Below are 22,012 nucleotides of genomic sequence, written 5' to 3'. Positions count from 1 at the left end.
GTACGTCATCAGCGGGAGACGGCTTCGGCCTCCTCTTTCCCTCACGCCTCGCCCCTATGGGCGAGCACCACCCCTATAGGAGTGCGATGCACCGCAGAAGGCTCCTTCAGGGGGCCGCTGTCACCGCGGTGGCGGCGCTGGTACCGGCGTCGGCACGGGCCGTCACACCTTCGGCAGCCGTCGCGGACCATCCGACGGCTCTCTGGGCACCGGCCCACGCGGCGAACTACACCGTCCCGGCGGACCCTTGGGAGCGCCGGATCGACCGCGTCATCGTCCACGTCGCCCAGCAGTTGTTCACCCCGACGATCGGCATCTTCCGCGACCCGGTGAAACAGGTCTCCGCCCACTACGTGGTGCGCTCCGGTGACGGCCATGTCGCGCAGTGCGTCAGGGAGAAGGACATCGCCTGGCACGCGGGGAACTGGGAGGTCAACACACGCAGCATCGGCATCGAGCACGAGGGGTGGGTGGACCGCCCGGAGTTCTTCACCGATGTGATGTACCGGCGCTCGGCCCTCCTCACCGCGGCGATCTGCGCACGGCACGGCATACCCACGGACCGGGCACACATCATCGGCCACCACGAGGTACCCGGCAGCGACCACACCGACCCCGGTCCCCTCTGGGACTGGGACCGCTACCTCCGCCTCGTCAACCTGCCCTGAGCCCGCGCCGATCGGCCACCGTAGCCACACCGCACCAGGCGGCCACCCACCCGTCACCCGCGTCAACAACCCTGCGGGTCAATGCACCTAGGGCAGTTCGCGGACGTGCGGTGCCACGCTGTTGACCCAGTTGTCGCCGTTGGAGGCATCCCAGTTCGTGGACCAGGCCATGGCCCCGCGCAGCCCCGGGTAGGTCTTCTCCGGCTTGAACTCGCCACAGTTCTCGCCCTTGGTCAGGCAGTCCAGGGCATCGTTCACGATCGCCGGGTCGACGTAGCCGGAGCCCGCGCCCTTGGAGGAGGCGGGGGTGCCGATGCCGACCTGGTCCGCATCGAGGCCGTTCTCCAGTTGAACGCATGCCAGTGCGGTCAGGAAGTCGACCGTGCCCTGGGCGTAGACCTTGCCGTCGCAGCCGGCCATCGAACCGCTGTTGTAGTACTGCATGTTGACGACGGTGAGGATGTCCTTCACATCGAGCGCCAGCTTGAAGTACTCGGTGCCGGTGTTCTGCATGTCCAGAGTCTGCGGAGCCATGGTGAGGACGAGGTCGTCACCGGCCTTCGCGGAAAGCGACTTCAGCGCCTCGCCCATGTACTGGGCGTTGATACCGTGCTCCAGGTCGATGTCGACGCCGTCGAAGCCGTACTCCTCCATGAGGGCGTACGTGCTGTCCGCGAACTGCGCCGCGGACTCGGAGTCGTCGACCGTCACGTTGCCGAGCTCGCCGCCGACGGAGATGATGACGGACTTGCCCGCCGCCTGCTTCGCGGCGATGTCGGCCTTGAACTCGTCCTCGGAGGCGTAGCCGACCTCGGGGGCGAGGTTGAACTCGATCTGGCCGTCGGTGCCGGTGGAGTCGGCGAAGGCGACCGCGATGATGTCGTAGCCGTCCTGAACGTCGCCCAGCTTCTGGATGGTTGCGCCGTTGTCGAAGTTCTGCCAGTAGCCGGTCACGGCGTGTGCGGGAACTGCCGCACGGGTCTGCTCGCTCTAGGCCGCGCCCGCGCTGCCGACGAGGGCGGTGGCCATGAGCCCGCCGGCGGCGAGGACGAGGGCGGCGCTGCCGCCCAGGAGCTTGTGGCTGCGCTTCTTGCGATGCGTCCGGTTCACGGGGAATCTCCAGGTGCTCGTGGGGGGGTTCGCGAACGAGGGGGACATCGGTGGCCACCGACCTGGTGCAGGAGGTTGGTTCATACAAATGCCCATGTCAACCCGTGGGTCAGGGGACCTCGCTTCTGTGCGCTTTCTCCGTCGCACCTTCACGCCGGAGGCACTCGCAGGGTGCTCCCGGGGAGCTTCTGGCTCGTCAGAGCCGGTGCCGCGGTCCTGCTCGACCCTCAAGTTACGAGACACCGTGGACACAGAACAGTTGGAGATGATCGACGCGGAACCGTTCATGGTGGTCGACTCGGAGCAGATCAGGTGAAGGCCACCGAGGGGATCGCGAAGATCCGAGCCCCGAAGTGGCGGAGGGTCGTCTCCGCGGATCAGATCCGCAGGGCCGGGGAACCGAGGGCTCTCCCGGACGCCGGATCACCCCAGCGAGCCCGCACGCCCGCCTCCTGGTCCTGCACCTCGCTCCGGGGTCGATGCGTGGGGGGTACCGACAGCCGAGACGGAAGCACCTGTCCTCGCTGTGCCGGAGCCTCGGGATCACGATGGCCTCCCCGCGCCGAGGCCGCCGCCACCCGGCGGCAGGACGGCGAAGCCTTCATGGATGCCGTCCGCGACCGGCTCGGCCACGGAGCCCGCCTCTCCCCGCTCCGGAAGAGGAGGGCTCCGTCTTCGGCGCCGGGGGGGACCAGGGTCTCCAGGGCCGGAGGGGCGATCGGTGTGCGATCTCCCCTCCGGCCCTGGCCGGCCCCCGGGCCAGGCGTCGGCTCTATCGCGCCGCGGTGGACGTCGGCTTCGGGCGCCGGATCCCCTGACGGGTGCTGAGTTCGCCTCAGGGCCGGACGATCAGCAGGCGCCTTCGTCCTGCCACACGCCCCACTGGCCGGTGGTGCCGGGCTTCTCGTTGGTGGTCCACCATTTGGCCTTCCACTTGCGGCCGTCGTGCGCGACCACGCTGCCTCCCGTGTAGACCGCGGTGGCCTTCCACTGGGCGAGCGTGCACGTGTCGCCCGGGGGGTCGGTGGGCGGGTCGGTCGGCGGTGCGGTGCCCGGGTCGGCGAGTCCGCCGACGGTCTGGGCGATCCACTGCCGGACGCCGCCCTTCTCGGTGACGTCGGCGAAGATCGAGGGTGCGGCGCCGCAGTCGGTGTTCGCCGTACCCCAGCCGCTGACGAGACTCACGAGTACCCATTCGTCCTGCGAGGTCTTCCTCAGCAGAGGACCCCCGGAGTCGCCGTAACAGGTTCCGGCCTGGGCCGGGTTGTCGCCGCAGATCTCGGTGTTGCCGTTGTGGATCGCCGGTGACGCGGCATCGTCCAGGACCGCGGTGTCGAGTTCGAGGGCTTCGGTCGTCGCACCGCCGCATCCCAGCGTGGGGCACGTCTGTCCGAATCCGACGACGCGGGCCGGGGTTCCGGCAACGGGTGAGAACCGGTCGATCAGCACGGGCTTCACGTTGGTGACGGGCGTGGCCAGATGCAGCAGAGCGACGTCGGCACCTCCGCCGGTGAAGAAGACGCGACGATCGGTGGAGGAGACGGCCACGGGCGAGGCCGAGTCGGTGCCGATGCCGATGTACCCGTTCCGCCAGGTGCAGTGGGCGGCGGTGAGCAGCCAGTCCGGCTTGATCAGCACGACGGTGCAGGCGTTCCACACACCGACGGGGTACGCCTGTGAGGCGGGGGTTCCTCCGATGACCTGCGGGCTGACGTCAGCGCCGGCTCCGGGCGGCGGCTGCGGGGACGCGGCGCCGGCGGTCGCCGGCATCAGGAAGGCGAGGACGGAGACGGCGAGAGTTGCCAGGAATGCCTGGGCTCTTCGTCTGGGCAAGGGATCACTCCTTCAGCATGAACGAGCGGTGTTGCGCACACACAAGAGCATTGGTCTGGACCTGTCAAGGTCTAGACCAAGTGCCGTTACGTTCACAGGAACGGCCAACTGGCTTCGTCGGGCCGGGAGTTGCCGGGTGGTGTCCTTCTCCAGGCGGGACACCCCTCGGGACTCGCCCGCGAGGGTCAGGCCGCCCCGGTGTCGGCTGCGGGCTTGCCGTATCCGCACACGTGGGCCGCGAGCACTGTCCTGACCGGGCGATTCACGCGTCGCAGCGCTCGGCCGACTCCCGCGAGGCTCTGGCCGGGCGCGGCGTCGCCACCCTCCTTCCCCGGTGGCGGCTTGCGTATTGGTAACCCATGGGTTACCAATGAGGAGTGGACCCGTTCATCGCCCTGGCCGATCCCATACGCCGTGACCTGCTGCGCGCCCTGGCCTCCGGCCCCGCCCGCGTAGTCGACCTCGCGGCACGGCACCCGATCAGCCGGCCCGCGGTGAGCAAACATCTGCGACTGCTCACCGAGGCAGGGCTGGCCACCGTCGAGGACCGCGGTCGCGAGCGCCACTACGCGCTCGCCCGCCCGGGCCTCGCCCCGGTCCGCGCCCTGCTCGACGAGCTCGCCGGGCACCGCCCGCCGATCCCCGAGAGCGCCTTCGACGCCCTCGACCTGGAGGTCCGCAGGGCCGTCCACGACCGCCGGGCCCGCACCGACGCCGATCCCGGCACCGGAAGACCTCAGGAGGAATCCGCATGACCAGCACCCCCACCGGCCGTCGCGTGACCGTCGACGGCCTGGACAGCATCGCCTTCGACCGCACCTTCCGGGCCGGCATCAAGGACGTCTGGGCGGCGGTCACCGAGTCGGACCGCCTGGCCCGATGGATCGGCGAGTGGACCGGTGACCCGTCGACCGGATCGGTCGACTTCCGCATGCTCTACGAGGGCGACCAGCACCAGGCCGAGGTCTTCACCATCCAGGACTGCCAGGCCCCCCACCGTCTGGTCCTTACGTCGCAGGTGCCTGACCAGGAATTTCTCTGGCACATGACCCTGACGCTCGTCGAGCACGAGGGCGTCACCACGCTCACCTTCACCCAGTCCGTCGGCGACGACCCGGCGATGGCGGGCGGAGTGGGCCCCGGGTGGGACTACTACCTCGACCGTCTCGTCGTCGCCGAGACCGGCGGCGATCCGGCATCCGTCGACTTCGGTGCGTACCACCCGGTCCACGCACAGCACTACCTCGACATGTTCAACTGATCCCCGCGCGGGAATGCGACACACCTACGGACTCGGCCAGGGGCTACCCGGTCGCTGTGCCCCTGGTGGACGAGGACGTCGACGCCCCGGCACGGCCCACCCGACACGATCCACGGCGAAGTCCCCAAACCCAGCCGACGCCCAACCCCTCAGGCGAACACGGTCATCAAGTCCGCTGCACCCCATGGTGTCAGCCTTTTCCGCTGCAATCCGATCTGGATTCTCACCCGTCAGGCGCCTACCGCTGAGCTTGCGGCATCCTCCGGGCGGCAGAGGCAACGTGGCCGAAGTGCCGGCGTCCAAGGGGTACCCGAAGCATCCGCCCACGTGGATATAGGGGTGACACGCTTTCCACGAACGAGACAGGTGGTCCCTCAGTGCTGCGATCGATGAGTGCCGGCGAGCTGACGGCAGCGATCTCCGGCTTATGCGCCTTGGCCGCTCTGGGGATGCGGATCTGGGGGCGCGTGGTGCTGGCCCGGGAGCAGCGGCGAGCGCTGGCGGTCGTGGTCGCGGCGGCCCGGCACGGCTCCCGGGCGGTGGTGGTGCGTCAGGAGGCCGCCGGGACGTGGTGGTCCCTCGGCATCGGCACGGATCGGACGGTCGCCGCTCGCAGCGCAGCGAGGACGGGGTGGGCGGGACCCGGTGAAGAGACTCAGTGACCTCGGTACGGGACGACTCCACGCCGGCGCCGAGGGTGGCGGACCGTGAGCGGCGGGACGCCATACGGGCCTTCTATGTGGCTCATCACCCGAAGCTCGCCGCGTTCGTGGCACGGCGGGTCGAAGAGAAGCAGGAGGCTGAGGACCTGTGCCAGGAGACCTGGCGCCGCTTCTTCATCTGATATGACCACTACGTCGACTCCTACGACGAACCCGTGAAGGCGCTCTACCCGATCGCGTCGTGCCGCATCGCGGACTACTGGAAGGAGCGCGGCCGTGTACGGGAGGTCCCCTTCACGGGCGAGGATGTGACGACGCTGATCCACGAGCTGGCTCCGGACCTGGCCACGGGGATCGCGCGCCGCGTCGACGTGGAGCATGCGCTCGCCCACCTGACCGAGAGACAGCGTGAGGCCCTGCGACTCCACCACATCGACCAGTTGAAGGTCGCCGAGACGGCCGTACTCATGGGGATCGGCGAGAACGGCGTCAAGAACCTGCTCAGAAAGCCTTGGAGGCACTCCGCCACACCACGGTCCTGAGCGACTACCGGCCGGCGGACACGGGCGAGGGAGAACGCGAGTGGGTACCGAGAACCGGCTTCTGCTGCCCGCACCGGGCGCGTCCAGCGAGGGTTTCGACGCTGTCATGGACTCCATCGACAGCCTCACGGACGATGAACGAGCCACTCTGGCGCTCCAGGCGGACCAGGCCCAGCTGGGCCACGAAGCGTACGCACTGGGCCTGGAACTCCTCGCGCTGGATCGACGCGAGCAGGGGCTGCACTGGCTGCGCACAGCCGCCCGCTACCACGTGACCGGAGCTCAGCTCACCCTGCGTCCCCGGAACGCACCGGCCATGACGGAGCAGGAGGCACCACGCGAGCGCGCTCACACCCAGGAGCGCGCGGCCGAGGCCGGCGGAACAGTACGGCCGCCCGACATTGCGGTGCCCCCGGCCGCGACTGCCTCATCGGCGGGCTCGGCCCCCGCGCCGCACGTTCAGCAGCTCATCCTGGGCGCACTGTTGCGGGACCTACGGATCCTCCAAGGCCTCACCCAGCGTCAGGTCGCGAGCAGCACCCTCTGCTCTGTGCCCGCCATCGCCCGCTTCGAGCGGGGGTACAGCCTGCCGCAGCGTGAGCAGCTGGACCGGATGCTCACCGTGTACGGGGTCGACTCCCTGGATGAACGCCGACGCATCCTCAAGACATGGCACGCGGCCGACCGCCCGAGCTGGTGGCACGAGTACCGGGACATCATGCCGCCCTGGCTGTAAAGCCTCTTCGATCTGGAAAGGAGCGCTCACCTGATCAAGACCTTCGAGGCAAGAATCGTTCCCGGGCTGCTCCAGACACCGGAGTACGCGAGGGCCATCATGCGCACCGGACTCGACGACGGCAGTGAACAGGAAATCGACCGCCGAGTGCAGTTGCGCATGAAGCGCCAACAACTGCTCCACGCTGCCGACGGACCGAAACTGTGGGCCATTCTGGACGAGTCCGTTCTCCGCCGACAGGTGGGCGGAAGCGCTGTGATGAGAGAGCAATTGCGTCACCTCGCGGACATGGCGAGCCGGCCGAACCTGACGATTCAAGTCCTGCCGATGGATGCGCATGCCTACGGGGACGTCGGTGCACCGGTGACGGTCATGCGGTTCGCGGAACGATCGTTGTCCGATGTCGTTTATCTGGAGCAGCTGTCCGGGGGCCAGTACCTCCGCAGGGAGGACGACAGCGAGAGGTATCGGCATCTGCTGAATCATCTGGCGGGTGCCGCCGAGGGGCCGGACCGTACCGAGGGCATCTTGCATCGCATTCTGGAGCATGCGGATACGGGCCCCGACAGCTCGGCGCCGAACGCGGACACAACGCCGTACACGAGTTTCATGGAACAGGTCGCGGACGCCGCCACACCGCCGGACCACACGGCGGAGATCCTCGGCGGCTATATCGCCGCCTGCGGCTGACGACGGTGCCACCGCTCCAGAATGTCACCCATGCCTAGGTCAGGGGCGCGGAGCGGCGGAGGACTCTCCACGCCGAGTGCGGTGGGCCGGTTGCCTCAGTGAGCGCAGGCCCGCCGCCTGGGTCGCTCGTCGCGGAGGCGGGTGGCGGAGGCGGAGTCGGAGTCGGAGTCGGTTGGACGTTGCCGGCGAAAGCCCTGTTCGTCGCGGGGGTCCGGCCCTAGGGCCTGTCGTCGCCGAGTTCCCCTCACTGGTGCTCGGCGCACGGCGGGGCCTGCGGTACCGAGGCCTGCGGTGAGGCTGCTTCTCAGGCTTTCCACCTGTATGTGCCCTCATGGGCGCTACGCTCGGCAGGCTCCGATACTCCGGCGGAATGGTGGGCGGCAGGCATGGCGGAACCCGTGAAGTGTGCAAAGTGTTCAACCACGAAGCGCCCTCGCGCCGCGTGCCCAGGGTGCGGCGACGAAGGCTGAGATCCCTAAGGCGGCGAACCGCCTCCACGATCAGCCAGCGCATCTCATTCGGGACAACGACATTCGGGGGGGTAACGACATGTTCCACCTCACCCTTGGCGAAGGCGCCCACGGAACGCGCGTCGAATCCCTCTACCGCCTGGTCGACGTGTCCGGGCTCGTCATCACTGTGCACGGATACAGCGACGCGAGCGAAACAGAGGGGCCATTTTCGAGGCCGCCCCACGTCTTTCCGGGGATGAGGAGGCGACGGCAACGGATCGGTGAGCGATTCCGCATTCGCGCAGGCCTTCGCACGCGCTCACGTGTGAAAACCCAGGTGCGGGGAGCCCACGGCACCCTCTAGGCTCCGCGTCGCGTGGCCGGACCCGACCGGTCGGCGGTGGATCGGAGATGCACGGGGTATGACCAGTCAGCTGTTCGCGATCTGTTTCCGGGCCACCCGGCCGTCGGAGCTGGCCCGGTTCTGGTCCGGGGTCCTCGGCTGGGAGGTGGCCGGAGGCGCGGACGAGGGCGCAGCGCTCCTGTCCCCGGGCGGCACCGGGTTCCGCATCCGCTTTCTGCCCGGCCAGGAGCCGAAGACCGGCCAGAACCGTGCGCACTTCGACCTGACCAGCGCTTCAGCGGAGGATCAGCAGCAGACGGTCGCCAGGGCGCTGGAGTACGGCGGGCGGCATATCGACGTGGGCCAGCAGCCGGAAGAGGGGCATGTGGTGCTGGCCGATCCGGACGGCAACGAGTTCTGCGTGATCGAGCCGGGCAACACGTTCCTCGCCGACACCGGTTTCATCGGAGCGCTGGCCTGCGACGGTACGCAGGAGGTCGGGTACTTCTGGAGCGCGGCGCTGCGGTGGCCTCTGGTCTGGGACCAGGACGAGGAGACCGCGATCCAGTCGCCGGACGGCGGTACGAAGATCACCTGGGGCGGTCCGCCGGTGGCGCCGAAGACGGGCCCGAACCGGCTCTCCTTCGAGCTGGCGCTCCCTTCCGGCGCCGACCGGGAGGCGGAGATCGATCGTCTGGTCTCGCTCGGGGCGACCCTCCCCGTGGGCGACGAGGCCGACGAGGCCGACGAGGTCGACGAGAGTGACGACAGCCGCGTGCTGATGCTCGACCCCGACGGCAACGAGTTCTTCGTGCAGGGGCCTCGGCCATAGCGGTCCGCCGAGCCCGGGCCGGCAGCCAACAGGTCCAGCCGGCCCGGTCGGCCCGACCGGTACCCTTCCGACGTGACGCAGCACCCCACCGCGCAGGAGCGACGGCCCGCCAACGACGGGCCGAAGGCCGCCGCGCGCAATCGGGCGGCTCTGATCGCCGCCGCGCGCGAGGTCTACGCGGAGTACGGCCTCGACGCCCCGCTCTCCGGGATCGCCCGTCGGGCCGGGGTCGGGCAGGGCGTGCTGTACCGGCACTTCCCGGACCGGGCTGCCCTGGCGAACGCCGTACTGGAGGAGAACGTACGGGAGGTCGAGCAGGCGGGTGCTGCCGCGGGCGCGAGTCTGGCCGGTGTACTCGGTGTGCTGACGTGGCATCTGACGGAGTCGGCGGCTTTCATCGGCCTGCTGCACGCCGACCGGACAGGCAGCCGGGCGGCCGACGACGTCCACGCGCACGCCCCCGCCCTGTCCGAGCGGGTCGCGCGCAGCCTGCGAGGTCATGTGACGGACGGCCATCGGTTGGCGGGGGCGGAGGACGACCTCACGCTCGCGGTCGCCATGGTCTCGGGCGCCGTGACCGGACCGACCCGTGCGGAGCGGGAGCGCCGGGCGCTGGCGGCGTGGCGGCTGCTCGGTGTCGAGGTGGGGCCGGTACGGCCTTTCGGCGGGTGATCGCGGGCGCGTGTGCTGTCAGCCGCCGTTCGACTGCCGGGTTCCCTTCCCCAAGGCGTGGAAGGTGTAGAGGTATCCGCCGGCCGGGCCGCTGACGGTCATGTACGCCTTGGTGCCGCCGGGCGTGATCGCCACGTTCGTCGCCGAGTCGAGCCCTTCCGCGCGGGCGGGAACCTCGACCGTCGCCAGGTGCTCGCCATACCTGTCGTACACGAAGAGTGCAGGCCTGCCGTGGAGGCCCTGGTAGAGGTTGCCGTCCGCGTCCACGGCGATCGAGTCGGTCTGGGCGATGCCGCCGTCGACGCGGATCGCGGTGTGCCGGGAAGCGGTGTCGCCGCCTGTGCCCAGCTCGGAACCGGTGTCGCCGCCTGCGCCGAGGCGGAGGTAGGAGATCCGGTTCTGCGTCAGCTCGCTGATCCAGAGACCTCGGTAGGCCTCGTCGAACGAGATGCCGTTCGTCGCCGCCAGGCCGTCGGCCAGCACGGTCGCCTTTCCACCGTCGCGGTCGACACGTACCACCCGACCGTGCTCCGTCCCCTCCGACAGGCCGCGTGAGTCACTGACGTACAGGTGACCGGCCTTGTCGAAGGCGATGTCGTCGGGGTTCATCCGTGCGCCGTCGACCTCGCCGGAGAAGAAGGTCCGCGGATCGCCGCCGTCCGGTGCGAGGCTCACGATCTCGCCGTGCGCGTAGTCGGTGAGGTAGAGCCGTCCGTCGTACGGGCTGAACTGGGCCGAGGTGTAGGCGCCTCGGCCATCGGTGTGGACGGACCGAACCGTCTTCCTCCTCACGTCGACGCGCATGACCTTGGGCCGGCCCTCGGGCGCGGTGACGTCGACGAGGAAGAGGCCGCCGTCCGGACGGAAGGCAGGGCCCTCCAGCAGGGTCATCCCGGTCTCTTCGTGGGTCCGGGTCAGCTGCATGACCTTCTGGGCCCGGATGGTCCTGGTGGTGTCACCGGCCGCCGACGGACCACCGGGGCCGCCTGTCTCCGTACCGCATCCGGCGAGTGCCAGCAGGCCGGCCGTGGCGAGAGCGGCGAAGGTACGGGGCGGGAGTCGACGCATGGAGGAACCACTCTTCCTGTCCGCTGTGTGCGGGTGCCGCCGGCCGGGCAGCTCACCTTCACGCGCTGCGGCCCGATGCCGTGCCGTACCCGCATTCCAACCGGACACTGCTGTCCGGTTGTTGCTACCGTAGCCGATGGCCGTTCACTCCGGGCGGTCCGACCGGCAGGATCGAGGTGCTCGATGACGGATCGTCACATACTGCTTCCCGAGGAGCTGGAGGTGCTCCGTCGGCGCTACCACTTCGAACGCGAGCGGCGCGTACGTCCCGACGGCGTCCGCCAATACCGCTCCACCGAAGCCGAGTTCGGGTTCTACGCCGCCGATCCGTACACGGAGCTCACCGAGCGTGAGCCGGTACGCGACACGGTCGACGTCGCCGTGGTCGGCGGCGGGTTCGGCGGCATCCTGGCGGGAGCCCGGTTACGACAGCGGGGCGTGGAGCGCATCCGGATCGTGGAGCAGGGCGGCGACTTCGGCGGCACCTGGTACTGGAACCGGTACCCGGGCGTCCACTGCGACATCGAGTCGCACGTCTACCTGCCGATGCTCGACGAGACCGGCTATGTACCGGAGTGGAAGTACTCCCCGGGTGACGAGATACGCCGCCACGCGGTGCGGATCGCACAGAAGTTCGCCCTCGGGCCGGACGCTCTCTTCTCCACCACGGTCACCTCCCTGGCCTGGGACGAGACGGCGGAGGCGTGGCTCGTGACCACCGACCGCGGGGACGCGTTCCGGGCCACGTACGTCATCACCGCCACCGGCACGCTCTCCGAGCCGAAACTCCCCGGGATACCCGGCATCGAGGACTTCGCAGGCCATACGTTCCACACCTCGCGGTGGGACTACGCCTACACCGGCGGCACCCCGGACGGCGGCATGACCGGCCTCGCGGGCAAGCGCGTGGGTGTCGTCGGCACCGGAGCCACCGGCATCCAGGTCATTCCGCTGCTGGCGGAGGACGCCGGGCACGTCACCGTCTTCCAGCGCACCCCCTCCACCGTGGACGTACGGGCCAATCGCCGCACCACGGCCCAGGACGTCGGCGCCGACCATGAGGGATGGGCGCGCGAGCGGCGCGACAACTACCTGCGGATCGTCTCCGGCGAGCCGGCCGAACACGATCTGGTGGCGGACAGCTGGACCCGGTCGGCGGTCCTCCTGGAGAAGCTCCTGCCGAGCTTCCGGCGGCAGGGCGACCGTAAGGCCTTCGAGACCGCGTACGAGGTGGCCGACGCCGCCAAGATGAAAGAGCTGCGCGCCCGTGTCGAGGAGTCCGTGACCGACCCCGACACGGCGGAGAGGCTCAAACCCTGGTACCGGTACGCCTGCAAGCGCCCCGCCTTCTCGGACGCGTACTACCAGGCGTTCAACCGCCCCGACGTCACGCTGGTCGACACGGCCGACACCCACGGCATCGAACGCGTCACCGCCCACGGTGTCGTCGTCGGCGGCGCGACGTACGAACTCGACTGTCTGGTCTTCGCCACGGGCTTCTCCGTCGGCACCTCCGGCATCCTCTCCGGCAAGCTCCCGGTCCACGGCCGGGGCGGGCAACAGCTGCTGCAGCGGTGGGCGCAGGAGGGTCCGCGTACGCTGCACGGCTTCACGAGCAACGGGTTCCCGAACCTGATCCAGATGGGCACCCTCCACAACGCCAGCAGCGTCAACTTCACCCACATCCTCGACGAGCAGGCCGTCCACGCCGCCGCTCTGATCGCGGCAGCCGAAGCCGACGGCTCCGTCATCGAACCGTCCCGCGAGGACGAGGACGCGTGGATCGCCGCGCTCGCCGAGGACGCGCCGGACCATGAGTGGTTCCACGCCGAATGCACCCCTGGGTACTACAACCGCGAGGGCCGGGGCCGGCCGAACGGCCCCTTCACCTACCCGCACGGCGCGGTCACCTTCCATGAGCTGCTGGCACGGTGGCGCGGGGAGTCCATGGAGGGGATCCTTCGGCCCAGGGCGACCCGTAGTCGTCAGCCACACTTCTGACGACTCGTATATAGCCCCCGCCGAGACGGGTCATGCCACCGCCCACGGGGTCCCGGGGCCCCGTGGCGTACAGACGGGGGCACCCTGCGGGGATCAGGCTCCCGGAGTGTGGTGGAAGGCCGGTCCGTCCTGGCCCGGGACGGCGCGGCCGGCGGCGGGGGCTGGAGCGCCAAGGCGCGGGTTCCGCTCGTCGGTGCCGAGGATGACATCGCCGTCGAACATGACGATCACGGCGGACATGAGGAGAGCGGCCAGCGGGCCGGCCACCATGACCAGCAGGAACGACAGCATGCTGGCGGACGACTGGGTTCCGGCTCCATGGTGGTCGACCGGAACGTCGACCGCGGCCATACCGGTGTAGTGCATGCCCGTGACGGCCACACCCATGATCAGGCTGGCCCCGAGGCTCGCTCCGAGCCCGTGCACGGACACCGCGGCCCAGAGCGCGGCGGTCGCGGCGACCACCGCGATGAGGATCGACAGGGCCACCGTCAGACCGGAGTACCGCAGGTCACCAGGGGTGTGCATGGCGGCCATACCGAGGTAGTGCATCGCCGCGACGCCCAGCCCCGTGAACACACCGGCCGTGGTGAGCACCACGGTTCCCGGCCCCCGGAATCCGACCAGGAACACGCCGACGGCGACCACGGCTATCGCGACCAGGAGGCTGAGCAGGGTGGTACCGGAGTCGTACTTCATGGACATGCCGTCGATGGTGAATCCGGCCATGGCGATGAAGTGCATGGTCCAGATACCGCAGCCGATCGACACCGCGCCGAGAGCGAGCCAGCCGGCCCGCTTCGTTCCGCGCCGGATCGCGCGGGTGGTGCATCGCAGCCCCAGAGCCGCGCCGAGGCACGCCATCAGGAAGGCGGCGACGGGGGTCACTGCCCCGTAGTGGAAATTGGAGACGGTGGCTTCCAAGACGGGAATCCTTTTCGAGCGGTCGGAGGTAGCCGCGGAACTGCCACCGCGAACGGCGGCGCGGGGGTGGGACTTTCGGACAGGTGCGAGCGATGGCGCGACACCCGGCAGGCATGGCGATCCGGCGGTCGGACATGCCAACACGCCGGGCACACAGGCTTTGGGCGTCATACCCCCGCTCCGTGTGCTCGGCCGGCCGCTGCCGACCGAGGGCCGGTCATGCCGATGCACCGATGCACCGATCATTTTCGGCCAACCGATATTGAGGATTCAACCACACGCCCGCGCCGCCCCTCGGCGCCCCGCCCCCGAGGACCGCCCCAGCTCCGCGCGCCACGCCCCCCTTAGAGCCGACGCCCCGTCGCGGAGGCGAAGCCCAGCCAGGTGTGCCGGTTACCCGCCCAGCACCAGCCGACCTTCGGGGCGTTCCGCCGCTCGCCGCCGTCCCGTCCGGTGCCGTTGCTGATCCAGAGCGCCGGGGTGCGGGCGTCCAGAGCGCCGTTGGCCTTGCGGAGCCGGGAGCCGATGGTCATGAAGCAGTGGTTGCGCTCCAGAGCGGGCGGCTGCTGGAGCACCCAGTGGATGCCCTCGGTCAGTACCAGCGGAGTGCGTCCCTGTTCGCCGAGGACGGGCAGCGCCTCGTTCGGGCTCCAGTTGGCCATCTGATCGCCGCGGTCGATCCCGGTGAGGAGGTAGAAGGGCGCATCCGGCAGCGCGAGGTCTTCCAGTGGCGTGAAAAGATCGACATCCGGCATGTCGGTGACGACGAAGCCCGGTTTCCCCTCGCGGCGGAGCAGCGGTGCCAAGGCTGAGGCAGGGACGCGGTCGGGGTGGACGGCGAGCAGAGTGCTGGCGGCGGCGCCTTCGGAGACCTCGGCGGCCGCCGCGAAGGCGCGCACCTCCGCCGCCGTCACTCCGGCGAGTTCATGGACCCCCAGCGCGATCAGCCGCTCGGCCTGGGCGGGCGGGGCCGGGAGATCCGGACGGACGGTGGAGGTGACGGGCACGGTCTCGGGCACGATGCTCCCTGGAGCGGTGGTGTGAAGGGGACTCAGCTGGAACGAAACTGCGCGGACGAACCGGCTCGACGACGCAGGTTGAACGAATCAGCGTCGACGAATCGGCTTGGACAAGATCGGCCGGCGAATTATTCCCGCCCCGCCCCCTTCGCGCCCGCCCTCTTCGGGCCTGTGAGGTGCGGGGCCTCAGCCGCGAGCCACCGCGATCGCGCCCGAGAGCCGCTCCCCCGCCTCGTAGATCATGTACGGCACACCGCCGTCGGTGCCGAACGACGGCGCGGCCGCGCGGCCGTTCTCCGGGGCCGCGGTGCCGGAGTTGTAGAACACGCCGAGGTGGTTGCGGCGCGAGAAGTCCATGCCCACCTCGGTGATCTTGATGTCCCCGCCGCTTCCCTTGTCCGTGTGGTAGACGACGTACGCGCTGCCGCCTCGGGTCAGCAGATGCGGCCCGCTGACGTTCACCGCGCCGACCGCCGCGTGGTCGATCAGCGGCTGCTGGGAGAAGGTCCAGTTCCGGCCGTCCGCCGACCAGCCCCAGCCGACGTCACGGTGGTTGTCCGCCTGGTTCCACATGAAGAGCATCACGTACTTCGCGCCCCGCGACGGCAGGTCGTGGCGGAAGACCCGGGCGTAGGAGGCCTCCCGGGAGCCCGTCGGCAGCATGGCCGTGGTGAGGACCGTCCTGTCGTACGTGAAGGTGACGCCGTCCCGGGAACGGGCTAGGCGGGTGGTGTTGTTCTCGCCGTGGAAGTAGAGCCACAGCTCGCGTGCGTCGGCGTTCCACAGGACGTGCGGCGAGGAGACGTGGCTGACGTTGTAGTGCGGCGACCAGTCCTTGCGGACGATCGGGTTGGCCCGGTACTCGGTGAACGGGCCCTCCAGCGAGTTGCCGTAGGCGAGGCAGATGCCGCCGGGCGCGTCGTGCGGCGCGTAGTAGAGGTAGTAGCGGCCGAGCGGGTTGCTCAGCTTGTCGTAGACGCCGCGGATGCACGGGAAGATGATCTCGCCGGTCGGGTTGTACGCGAGCTGGCCCGGCTTCAGCAGCGTGCTGACGTAGCGGTAGTTCGGGAATCCGCCGGGAGCGGCGGAGGCCGGTGCGGTGCCCTGGGCTCCGATGGCGAGCAGGGCGCCGCCGGCGGTGGCGGTGCGCAGGAAGAGGCGGCGGTCGAGCGTCATGGCGTTACGGCTCCTCTGTGCGGGTGGACGGGACGTGTTCTCGTACGGACAGAGCTGGGTGGTCGCGGTGTTCTCGTCGGTCAGGGCTGAGTGATGGCGGTGTTCTCGTCGGTCAGAGCTGGGTGGTGGCGGTGAGGATCAGGCCGCCGAGCGCGACGCACCACACGTACGGCAGGGTGCGCACCATGACCTGGTGCGGGCTGACGCCGGAGTACTGCGCCGACCACACCGTCTGGGTGCTGGTGGGGTCGCTGACGCCGAAGACCTGGTTGTACGAGGCGGTGAGGCCGAGCACGGCGACGGCGGGGTAGATGCCCGCGGCGATCAGGACGCCGGCGATTCCGGCGCCGAGGCCGTAGACGTTGAGCGGGCCCCGGTAGAGGCAGAGCGGTACGAGCAGGGTGAAGACCAGCACGAAGACGACCGGGTTGGCCGGTGCGACGGCCTTCACCAGTGGGTCCAGCGCCTCGACGGCGCCGGGCAACTTCACCGCGGCGAGCAGGATGCCGATCGCGATGAAGAGCGCGATGGGCGGTGCGGCCACCTCGAACCCGCCGTACAGCGTGCGCAGGAGCCGCTTGTTGAGCTGGCCCGGACGCGTCGTGGTCGCCAGCGCCCACAGCACGCCCGCGAGCATGGACGGGATGATGGGCAGTTCGAAGCCGAGCGCGAGGACCAGCGGCACGGCGGGAGCGAGGAGCGCGTACCAGGGCGCGTCTCCCATGCGCCGTGCCCGGTTCCGGCGCCGCTCCCCCGGGCTCTTGGAGCTGCCCCCGTCCCCGGAACGTTCGGCGGCGGACGCCAGCGACCAGGCGTGCTCCACGCCCTTGCGGCGGGCCTCGACAAGGACGAAGAGGACGGCGAAGAAGGCGGCGAACGGGAACAGCTTCATCATGAAGCCCTTCACCGTGTCGATGGGCAGCTCCAGCGCGGTGGAGAAGAACTGCCAGACAGGCAGCTCGAACGGCAGCCCGGCGGCGATGCCCATGAGGATGGTGCCGGCGGCGGTGGTCTTCGGCACGCCGACGGCGATCATGGCGGGGATGCCGATGATGCCCGCCATCATCGCGGCGGGCGCGGAGCCGGTGACCGTGCCGATGAGCGCGGAGACGGCGAGGACGCCGAGGGCGACGACGGTCGGGCGGTCGCCGCCGAACTCGACGATCTTGCGGACGAGCGTCCCGGCGATGCCGGTCTCCTCCATCAGCTTGCCGAGCCAGGAGCCGATGAGCACGGCGAGCATGGTCGCGGCGAGCGCCGGCGCGCCCTGCTGGATCACTGTGTCGAGAACACTGTTCTCGCCGGTGAGCGGTGCTCCGGCGACGAACGCGATGGCGACGGCGAGGAGCACCAGCGCGAAGGCGGTGGGGAGCTTGCGGGTGAGCATCAGCCCGACACCGGCGAGCATGAGCAGCAGGATGACGATTCCCATGGCGGGTCTCAGTCCTCTCCGAGGGCCTGGACCGCGCTGACGAGCGCGGCGGTGAGAAGGAGCGGCGAGCGGCCCAGGCCGCAGAGTGCGCCCGCGTAGGCGTGCGCGGCGAGTTCGTCGGCTCCGGCGACGTGTCCGGGGACGCGGAGGCGCCCGATCCGCAGGGCGGTGTGGCCGAGCCGGTCGCGGAGTGCGCGGCGGGTTCGGGGGTCGCGGTGGAGCAGGCAGTGGGCGTGCTCGTGGGCCACGGCGGCGGCCCGGAGCGAACCGGCCGGGTAGCGGTCCCGCCAGCCGAGTACGTCCACCAGCTGCTCGCCGAGGTCGAGGGTGTCGGTGAAGAGTTCGACGGTGGGCACGGGCCGGGAGGTGTACCGGGCGAGGAGCAGCCGGTCGAGGCCGCCGGTGGTCTCGACGACCCGGGTGGCGTGCGCGGAGGCGTCCGCCGGCGGAGGGATCGCGGCCAGTTCTCGGCCGAACTCCGTCGCGGTCGACGCCCATTGGCGCAGCAGCGCTTCGTCGCGTGTCTCGTGGGTCGGTGTGTTGGCGAGCAGCCGTACGCCGAACTCCGTGTCGTCCAGCGCCTCCAGCCGTACGCACGCGGCGCGCAGCGCCTCACGGCGGGCCGGGGCGAGGGCCGTCAACGCTGCGGTCCTACGCGCGCGTTGACGCGTGGAAGGCTTCGCCGTGGCCGGTGACCGGGGCGTCTGTACGCTCATGGGCGCACCTCCACGACCGCCACCACCGGCTCGTCCGCCGCGCGCGAGCGCAGTTCGCTGCGGGCCAGGGCGAGCAGCGGGCCCGCCTCCAGGACGCCGGAGAGGTCGGCGATCCGGGTGCCGAGGAGGAGCCGGAGCGCGGGGGCGCGGACGCCGCCGTCGCCGTACGAGGTGGCGTTGCGGACCAGGTCGGCGAGGAGCTCCGGCGCCTGGCCGACGGTGGTGGTGGCGACCGTGGCGTCGGCGGCGTGCAGCCGCACCACACCGTCGGCGTCGAGGACCCGCACGGGGTGCCGGGTGCGGCGGAAGCGGCGGTGCCGTTCGGAGCCGTAGACCGTGTGCGTAGGCGTCGCGGCGAGGACCTGGACGGCGGAAGGGTCGGTCTTGAGGCTGGCTGCCGCCGCGTCCAGCCGTTCGGTGTCGCCGGTGCGGTGGGTGCGGTCCTGGGTGCGCAGTTCGGTGGCGCCGGTGGCGACCGCCCGTACGGTGTTGGTCTGCGGGTCGACGGTGACCTCGACCTCCACGGCGGCGGGCGCGGCTCCCTGCGCGACGACGGCTGCCTCGGCCTCGTTCCGTACGCCGAGGATCTGCTCCTGTGTGGCGCCGGGGATGATGCGCTCGATCTGCTCGCGGACGAGGGCGAGGGCGACGCCGATCGGGCTGATGACCTCGCTGTGTCTCGCGATCCGGCCGGGCAGGCCCGTGTCGGCGGCCAGGTGCGGCGTGACGGAGGCGGCGCCGCCTCCGCCGCCGACGAGGACGGCGGTGTCGCGGTCGAGGCGGTAGTCGCGCATCATCGCCTCGGTGACGTCCTTGACCTGCTTCACCCCGGCGTCCAGGAGCTGCGTGGCGGCGCCGGCCACGTCGGTGCCCAGAGCGTCGGCCAGCGGCTGGAGCGCCACGCGCGCCACCTCCGGATCGCAGGCCGCGAAGTCGCCTTCCGGGACCCGGCCCAGGGCATTGGCCGCGCAGGTCATGGTGATCGCGAACCGGCCGCCGGCCGCTTCCAGTACGGCGTAGTCGTCCGGGTCGCCGTCGAGCGGCCGTACGGTGACCAGGCGGGCGTCGGCCAGATCGGCCGGATCGGCGAAGCAGGCGTACGGCAGGCCCGCGATATGGGCGCTGCGCGGGCCGACCGCGTGCACCTTGCCGCCCGCGATCCGGGCCATGGAGCCGCCGCCGACACCCACGGTCCGGACGTCGAGCGCGGAGAGGTACGAGGACCGGCCGAGGATGGTGGCGTGGCGGACGGCGACCTTGCCGCGGCGGACGACGCTGATGTCCGTCGACGTACCGCCGGTCTCCAGGAAAACGCCTTCGCTGACCCGCTCCTGCATCAGTGCCCCGGCGACACCGGCAGCGGGTCCCGACAGCACGGTGAGCAGCGGGCGTCTGCGCATCTCGTCCAGCGACATGACACCGCCGTCGCAGCGCATCACCATCAGCGGCGCGGTCACTCCGGCGGTCGCGATGGAGCGGTCGACCAGGTCGGCGGTGGCGAGCATCTTCGGCAGGATCGCCGCGTTGACCACGGCGGTACGGGTGCGCTTGCGGAGCCCGTACAGCGAGGTGATCTCGTGCGCGGCGGTCATCGGCAGCCCGTGCTCGCGTGCGGCGTCCAGCACGGCCCGCTCGCCGTCGGGCAGGTCGACGCTGAACGGCTCGCTGGCGACGAGGACGTGGGCTCCCGCGGCGGTGACCTCCGCGACGGCCGCGTGGACGGCGGCGGTGTCGTCGGGGTCGGTGACGTGGGCGTAGTGGAGCGGGAGCCGTTTGCCGGGGGTGAGTTCGAGGTTCGCGAGTGCGGCGAGGCGCTTGGTGGGCAGGGCGCCGGGGCCGGTGCCGATGCCGATCAGGCCGACGGGGGCGACGTCGCCTTCCAGCAGGGCGTTGGTGGCCTGCGTGGTGCCGTGGGCGAGGAACGCGACGTCCTCGGGTGCGCGGCCGACGTCCTTGAGCAGCCGGTCGAGTGCTTCGACGATGCCGTGCGCGACGCCGTCCTCGTGGTGGTGGCTGGTGGGGACCTTGACCTGGGCGACGAGTTCGAGCGTGGCGGAGTCGACGGCCACGGCGTCGGTGAAGGTTCCGCCGACGTCGATGCCGACGCGTATGCGGGGCCGTTCCTGGGACTGCGGTTGCGAGGTCATGCTGGTGACACCTCCTTGTGTCGTGCGGGCCGAACTGCGGTACGAGCGCCGTCAGTAGCCGCGTACGTCCGGCCAGTGGCGCTGGACTCCCGACCGGTCGAGTACGCGGGTGAACTCCTCCAGCCGCTTGTCCTCCTCCTGCACCTGGTGCGGGCGGACGCCCTCGTCCAGGCAGTGCGCGGCGAGCGCGCCGGCGACCTCGCCGATGTTCCACTCGACGGGGTGGAGCCGGTAGCAGCCGTTGGTGATGTGGGTGGTGCCGATGTTCTTGCCGGCGGGCAGCAGGTTGCGGACGCGGCGCGGCAGCAGCGCGCCGAGCGGGATCTCGAAGGGGACGGAGCCGATGTCGATGTAGTTGTCGCCGCCGGTGGAGGGGTGCAGGTCGATGCGGTAGCCGCCGACGCCGACGGAGTCGCGGTGCCGGGTGCCTCCGTACGGTCCGACGAGGTCGATGGCCACGTCGTGCTCGGTGACGGTGGTGACGGCCTTGATGCGCCGGGACTCGCGGACGTACGGGGCCTTGGCGAGGCCGTCGGCGGTGCCGGTGACGTCGGGGCGGAGCCGCAGGCCGGGGAAGCCGGTGCCTCCGTCGGTGCGGGGGGCCTCGGTCTGGAGCCAGTACAGGACGGAGAGCGAGAGCTGACGGGCCTCGGCGACGGCGGCGCGGCTCGTCTCCTCGCCGGCGCCGATGAGGGGCTTGAGCCAGTAGTCGTTGAGCGGCCAGTTGACGAGGGTGATGTCGGAGTCGAACGCGCCGGGGCGGTGCAGCTTGCGGGCGAGGATGCGGCGGAAGCCCCACAGCTCCTTGTCTCCGGCGTCGGCGCTCTGGTCGGCGTTGACGGCGAGCGGGTCGATGTCGGGGTTGGGCTCGAAGGTGCGGGTGACGGCGGCCAGGGAGCGGGGGTCGGGCGCGGTGAAGCTGAGGAGCGGGCCGGGCCAGAAGTCCGGGCGGTAGGAGCGCCAGAAGGCGTAGTCGTCGGGGCGGTCGATGGTGTGGTTCTCGCCCTGGTGGTGGGAGAGGGCGAAGCAGACGGTGATGCCCTGCTGGTTGAGCGGGTCGGCGGTGTCCGGGGCGTGCGGCTCGTCGTACTCGGAGCGGGCCTCGGCGCCCGACGCGTGTTCCACGTCGGCCAGTTCCAGCAGCTCGCCGGTCTCGGTGGCGTCGATGACGTACGGGGCGGTGACGGTGTGCCGGGCGCCGTCGCGTACGTCCGCGAAGGTGACCGCGCGGACCAGGTCGCCGTCGGTGTCGGCGGCGACGGGGCGGGTGTGCGTCAGCACGGTGAGGCGGCCGGCGGCGATGTGCGGGGCGAGCATCGACTCCATGACGGCGAGGGCGACGCGCGGCTCGTGGCAGAGCTTGCTGACGCGGCCGGCACCGGGGTTGAGGAGCGGCAGGTCCAGGGCTTCGGCGCGCAGCGGGTACCAGCGCCGGTAGTGGGCACGGATCGACTCGCGCAGCGAGCGGTAGGTGTCCGTGACGCCGAACTGCTCGACCCACGGGTGCTCGTCCGGCGGGACCGCCTGCGAGGTGAGCTGGCCGCCGATCCAGTCGGTCTCCTCGGTGAGGACGACGGTCCGCCCGGCCCGGCAGGCGGCGAGCGCGGCGGCCACTCCGCCCGTACCACCGCCCGCGATGAGGACGTCGGTCTCGGTGGGGGTGCCGATGGGGGTGGGCATGCGGTGGTGACTCCTTGCGGTGGGGTGGGCGTACGGGGGTGTTGTCGT

21 protein-coding genes are annotated in these 22,012 nt (G+C 70.5%); 11 read left to right on the top strand and 10 right to left on the bottom strand.

Features of this window, described 5'->3' with window-relative positions:
* Positions 1–86: 86 nt before the first annotated feature.
* Positions 87–668 (top strand): N-acetylmuramoyl-L-alanine amidase, encoded by a 582-nt coding sequence (locus ACQP09_RS33005; RefSeq protein WP_433406325.1) that lies wholly within the window; start codon positions 87–89, stop codon positions 666–668.
* An 87-nt stretch (positions 669–755) separates the two neighbouring features.
* Here the strand turns inward: ACQP09_RS33005 and ACQP09_RS33000 are convergent, their stop codons facing one another.
* Both ACQP09_RS33000 and ACQP09_RS32995 read right to left on the bottom strand, forming a co-directional pair.
* Positions 756–1,622 (bottom strand): chitinase, encoded by an 867-nt coding sequence (locus ACQP09_RS33000; RefSeq protein ID WP_433406324.1) that lies wholly within the window; start codon positions 1,620–1,622, stop codon positions 756–758.
* A gap of 1,005 nt (positions 1,623–2,627) precedes the next feature.
* Positions 2,628–3,611, bottom strand: coding sequence for a trypsin-like serine protease (locus tag ACQP09_RS32995; protein WP_433406323.1), 984 nt, complete (start codon positions 3,609–3,611; stop codon positions 2,628–2,630).
* Positions 3,612–3,988: 377 nt separating this feature from the next.
* Here ACQP09_RS32995 and ACQP09_RS32990 point away from each other — a divergent pair, with 377 nt between their 5' ends.
* The 9 genes from ACQP09_RS32990 (at position 3,989) to ACQP09_RS32950 (ending at position 9,801) form a co-directional block, all read left to right on the top strand.
* Positions 3,989–4,366 (top strand): ArsR/SmtB family transcription factor, encoded by a 378-nt coding sequence (locus ACQP09_RS32990; RefSeq protein WP_433406322.1) that lies wholly within the window; start codon positions 3,989–3,991, stop codon positions 4,364–4,366.
* Positions 4,363–4,872: an SRPBCC family protein gene (locus ACQP09_RS32985; protein WP_433406320.1), complete on the top strand. Its 510-nt coding sequence runs from the start codon at positions 4,363–4,365 to the stop codon at positions 4,870–4,872. The genes ACQP09_RS32990 and ACQP09_RS32985 overlap by 4 nt, the downstream gene beginning before the upstream one ends.
* Positions 4,873–5,261: 389 nt before the next feature.
* Positions 5,262–5,534 (top strand): hypothetical protein, encoded by a 273-nt coding sequence (locus tag ACQP09_RS32980; protein ID WP_433406319.1) that lies wholly within the window; start codon positions 5,262–5,264, stop codon positions 5,532–5,534.
* Positions 5,531–5,716, top strand: coding sequence for a sigma factor (locus tag ACQP09_RS32975; RefSeq protein WP_433406318.1), 186 nt, complete (start codon positions 5,531–5,533; stop codon positions 5,714–5,716). The genes ACQP09_RS32980 and ACQP09_RS32975 overlap by 4 nt, the downstream gene beginning before the upstream one ends.
* A 33-nt stretch (positions 5,717–5,749) precedes the next feature.
* Positions 5,750–6,076 carry an RNA polymerase sigma factor gene (locus tag ACQP09_RS32970; protein WP_433406317.1) on the top strand — a complete coding sequence of 109 codons (327 nt, stop codon included), beginning with the start codon at positions 5,750–5,752 and terminating at the stop codon, positions 6,074–6,076.
* Positions 6,077–6,116: 40 nt separating this feature from the next.
* Positions 6,117–6,812 carry a helix-turn-helix domain-containing protein gene (locus ACQP09_RS32965; protein WP_433406315.1) on the top strand — a complete coding sequence of 232 codons (696 nt, stop codon included), beginning with the start codon at positions 6,117–6,119 and terminating at the stop codon, positions 6,810–6,812.
* A 12-nt stretch (positions 6,813–6,824) separates the two neighbouring features.
* On the top strand, positions 6,825–7,502 hold the full coding sequence (locus tag ACQP09_RS32960) for a DUF5753 domain-containing protein (RefSeq protein WP_433406841.1): 678 nt from the start codon (positions 6,825–6,827) through the stop codon (positions 7,500–7,502).
* Between the two features lie 874 nt (positions 7,503–8,376).
* A complete protein-coding gene (locus ACQP09_RS32955) occupies positions 8,377–9,129 on the top strand; it encodes a VOC family protein (RefSeq protein ID WP_433406314.1) in 753 nt (250 codons plus the stop codon).
* A 72-nt stretch (positions 9,130–9,201) separates the two neighbouring features.
* Complete coding sequence (locus ACQP09_RS32950; protein WP_433406312.1) at positions 9,202–9,801, top strand: TetR family transcriptional regulator; 600 nt, start codon at positions 9,202–9,204, stop codon at positions 9,799–9,801.
* An 18-nt stretch (positions 9,802–9,819) separates the two neighbouring features.
* Here ACQP09_RS32950 and ACQP09_RS32945 read toward each other — a convergent pair whose 3' ends face one another.
* Positions 9,820–10,869: an SMP-30/gluconolactonase/LRE family protein gene (locus tag ACQP09_RS32945; protein WP_433406311.1), complete on the bottom strand. Its 1,050-nt coding sequence runs from the start codon at positions 10,867–10,869 to the stop codon at positions 9,820–9,822.
* 183 nt (positions 10,870–11,052) lie between these two features.
* On the opposite strand from ACQP09_RS32945, the gene ACQP09_RS32940 reads away from it, so the two are divergent.
* Positions 11,053–12,870, top strand: coding sequence for a flavin-containing monooxygenase (locus ACQP09_RS32940; RefSeq protein WP_433406310.1), 1,818 nt, complete (start codon positions 11,053–11,055; stop codon positions 12,868–12,870).
* 93 nt (positions 12,871–12,963) lie between these two features.
* Here ACQP09_RS32940 and ACQP09_RS32935 read toward each other — a convergent pair whose 3' ends face one another.
* The 7 genes from ACQP09_RS32935 to ACQP09_RS32905 all read right to left on the bottom strand — a co-directional run bounded on the left by ACQP09_RS32935 (position 12,964) and on the right by ACQP09_RS32905 (position 21,964).
* Positions 12,964–13,794 carry an MHYT domain-containing protein gene (locus ACQP09_RS32935; RefSeq protein WP_433406309.1) on the bottom strand — a complete coding sequence of 277 codons (831 nt, stop codon included), beginning with the start codon at positions 13,792–13,794 and terminating at the stop codon, positions 12,964–12,966.
* 344 nt (positions 13,795–14,138) lie between these two features.
* A complete protein-coding gene (locus tag ACQP09_RS32930) occupies positions 14,139–14,813 on the bottom strand; it encodes a DUF5701 family protein (RefSeq protein WP_433406307.1) in 675 nt (224 codons plus the stop codon).
* A gap of 186 nt (positions 14,814–14,999) precedes the next feature.
* Positions 15,000–15,989, bottom strand: coding sequence for a hypothetical protein (locus ACQP09_RS32925; protein WP_433406306.1), 990 nt, complete (start codon positions 15,987–15,989; stop codon positions 15,000–15,002).
* A gap of 112 nt (positions 15,990–16,101) precedes the next feature.
* On the bottom strand, positions 16,102–17,421 hold the full coding sequence (locus tag ACQP09_RS32920; protein WP_433406305.1) for a TRAP transporter large permease subunit: 1,320 nt from the start codon (positions 17,419–17,421) through the stop codon (positions 16,102–16,104).
* Positions 17,422–17,429: 8 nt separating this feature from the next.
* Positions 17,430–18,062, bottom strand: a complete 633-nt coding sequence (locus ACQP09_RS32915; RefSeq protein ID WP_433406304.1) for a hypothetical protein — start codon at positions 18,060–18,062, stop codon at positions 17,430–17,432.
* A 71-nt stretch (positions 18,063–18,133) separates the two neighbouring features.
* Positions 18,134–20,284 (bottom strand): hydantoinase/oxoprolinase family protein, encoded by a 2,151-nt coding sequence (locus tag ACQP09_RS32910; protein ID WP_433406303.1) that lies wholly within the window; start codon positions 20,282–20,284, stop codon positions 18,134–18,136.
* A gap of 51 nt (positions 20,285–20,335) precedes the next feature.
* Positions 20,336–21,964: an FAD-dependent oxidoreductase gene (locus ACQP09_RS32905; RefSeq protein ID WP_433406302.1), complete on the bottom strand. Its 1,629-nt coding sequence runs from the start codon at positions 21,962–21,964 to the stop codon at positions 20,336–20,338.
* Positions 21,965–22,012 lie beyond the last annotated feature (48 nt).

Source organism: Streptomyces sp. CA-146814 (assembly GCF_050942385.1).
Lineage (GTDB): Bacteria > Actinomycetota > Actinomycetes > Streptomycetales > Streptomycetaceae > Streptomyces.
The sequence above is the reverse complement of the archived record's forward strand: the minus strand, read 5'-3'. Positions and strand labels throughout refer to the sequence as shown.